The following is a 2,887-nucleotide window of genomic DNA, read 5'->3' on the forward strand; positions in this document are numbered from 1 at the left end:
AGGACGTGGCGAACAACGATAAGGCCTCGGGGAGCTGTAAGCAAGCTTTGATCCGGGGATGTCCGAATGGGGAAACCCGGCTGTCTTCATCGACAGTCACTTTCTGCTGAATACATAGGCAGAATAGAGGCAGACCAGGGGAACTGAAACATCTAAGTACCCTGAGGAAGAGAAAACAATAGTGATTCCGTCAGTAGCGGCGAGCGAACGCGGATTAGCCCAAACCAAGGAGCTTGCTCCTTGGGGTTGTGGGACGTCTCACATGGAGTTACAAAGGAACCGGTTAGATGAAGAGGTCTGGAAAGGCCCGCCAGAGAAGGTAAAAGCCCTGTAGTTCAAAACTTGTTCTCTCCGAGACGGATCCCGAGTAGTGCGGGGCACGTGAAACCCCGTATGAATCCGGCAGGACCATCTGCCAAGGCTAAATACTCCCTGGCGACCGATAGTGAAGCAGTACCGTGAGGGAAAGGTGAAAAGCACCCCGGAAGGGGAGTGAAATAGATCCTGAAACCGTGTGCTTACAAGAAGTCAGAGCCCGATCTAGGGGTGATGGCGTGCCTTTTGTAGAATGAACCGGCGAGTTACGTTCCCGTGCAAGGTTAAGGTGAAGAGCTGAAGCCGCAGCGAAAGCGAGTCTGAATAGGGCGAATGAGTACGTGGACGTAGACCCGAAACCGGGTGATCTACCCCTGTCCAGGGTGAAGGTGCGGTAACACGCACTGGAGGCCCGAACCCACGCATGTTGAAAAATGCGGGGATGAGGTGGGGGTAGCGGAGAAATTCCAATCGAACCCGGAGATAGCTGGTTCTCCCCGAAATAGCTTTAGGGCTAGCCTCGGAAAAAAGAATCGTGGAGGTAGAGCACTGATTGGGTGCGGGGCCCGCAAGGGTTACCAAGCTCAGTCAAACTCCGAATGCCATAGATTTAGTTCCGGGAGTCAGACAGTGAGTGCTAAGATCCATTGTCGAAAGGGAAACAGCCCAGACCATCAGCTAAGGTCCCCAAGTGTGTGTTAAGTGGGAAAGGATGTGGAGTTGCACAGACAACCAGGATGTTGGCTTAGAAGCAGCCACCATTGAAAGAGTGCGTAATAGCTCACTGGTCGAGTGACTCTGCGCCGAAAATGTAACGGGGCTAAACACACCACCGAAGCTATGGCTTGATGCTTGCATCAGGGGTAGGGGAGCGTTGAATGCGGGTTGAAGGTGTACCGTAAGGAGCGCTGGACTGCATTCAAGTGAGAATGCCGGTATGAGTAACGAAAAGATCTGTGAGAATCAGATCCGCCGAAAGCCTAAGGGTTCCTGAGGAAGGTTCGTCCGCTCAGGGTAAGTCGGGACCTAAGGCGAGGCCGATAGGCGTAGTCGAAGGACAACAGGTCGAAATTCCTGTACCACCGTAATCCGTTATGAGCGATGGGGTGACGCAGTAGGGTAGTGACGCGGACTGATGGATGTCCGTCTAAGCAGTGAGGCTGGTGTGTAGGCAAATCCGCACATCGTAAGGCTGGGCTGTGATGGGGAGCGAAAATTATAGTAGCGAAGGTCATGATCTCAGACTGCCAAGAAAAGCCTCTAGCCAGGAGAAGGTGCCCGTACCGCAAACCGACACAGGTAGGCGAGAAGAGAATTCTAAGGCGCGCGGAAGAACTCTCGTTAAGGAACTCGGCAAAATGACCCCGTAACTTCGGGAGAAGGGGTGCCTCGGTAGGGTGAATAGCCCGAGGGGGCCGCAGTGAAAAGGCCCAAGCGACTGTTTAGCAAAAACACAGGTCTGTGCGAAGCCGCAAGGCGAAGTATACGGGCTGACGCCTGCCCGGTGCTGGAAGGTTAAGGGGAGTGGTAAGCCTTCGGGCGAAGCTATGAACCGAAGCCCCAGTAAACGGCGGCCGTAACTATAACGGTCCTAAGGTAGCGAAATTCCTTGTCAGGTAAATTCTGACCCGCACGAATGGCGTAACGACTTGGGCGCTGTCTCAACGAGAGATCCGGTGAAATTTTAATACCTGTGAAGATGCAGGTTACCCGCGACAAGACGGAAAGACCCCATGGAGCTTTACTGCAGCTTGATATTGAATTTGGGTACGATCTGTACAGGATAGGTGGGAGCCGTTGAATCTTGAGCGCCAGCTTGAGAGGAGGCATCCTTGGGATACCACCCTGATCGTATCTAGGTTCTAACTTGGTACCGTGATCCGGTGCGAGGACAGTGTCAGGTGGGCAGTTTGACTGGGGCGGTCGCCTCCTAAAGAGTAACGGAGGCGCCCCAAGGTTCCCTCAGAATGGTTGGAAATCATTCGAAGAGTGCAAAGGCAGAAGGGAGCTTGACTGCGAGACCTACAAGTCGAGCAGGGACGAAAGTCGGGCTTAGTGATCCGGTGGTACCGCATGGAAGGGCCATCGCTCAACGGATAAAAGCTACCCTGGGGATAACAGGCTTATCTCCCCCAAGAGTCCACATCGACGGGGAGGTTTGGCACCTCGATGTCGGCTCATCGCATCCTGGGGCTGAAGTAGGTCCCAAGGGTTGGGCTGTTCGCCCATTAAAGCGGTACGCGAGCTGGGTTCAGAACGTCGTGAGACAGTTCGGTCCCTATCTGTCGTGGGCGTAGGAAATTTGAGAGGAGCTGTCCTTAGTACGAGAGGACCGGGATGGACGTACCGCTGGTGTACCAGTTGTTCCGCCAGGAGCACCGCTGGGTAGCTATGTACGGAAGGGATAAGCGCTGAAAGCATCTAAGCGTGAAGCCCCCCTCAAGATGAGATTTCCCAATTAGTAAGACCCCTTGAAGACGACGAGGTAGATAGGTTGGGGGTGGAAGTGCAGTAATGCATGGAGCTGACCAATACTAATCGGTCGAGGGCTTATCCTAAGAATAAAACGCAA

1 rRNA gene is annotated in these 2,887 nt (G+C 53.7%); it reads left to right on the forward strand.

From position 1 onward, the window contains the following. A 23S ribosomal RNA gene (locus MKX59_RS27535) occupies nt 1-2,873 on the forward strand; the annotation flags it as partial. Nucleotides 2,874-2,887 lie beyond the last annotated feature (14 nt).

The sequence above is a fragment of the Paenibacillus sp. FSL R7-0340 genome, from assembly GCF_038002205.1.
Taxonomy (GTDB): Bacteria; Bacillota; Bacilli; order Paenibacillales; family Paenibacillaceae; genus Paenibacillus; species Paenibacillus polymyxa_B.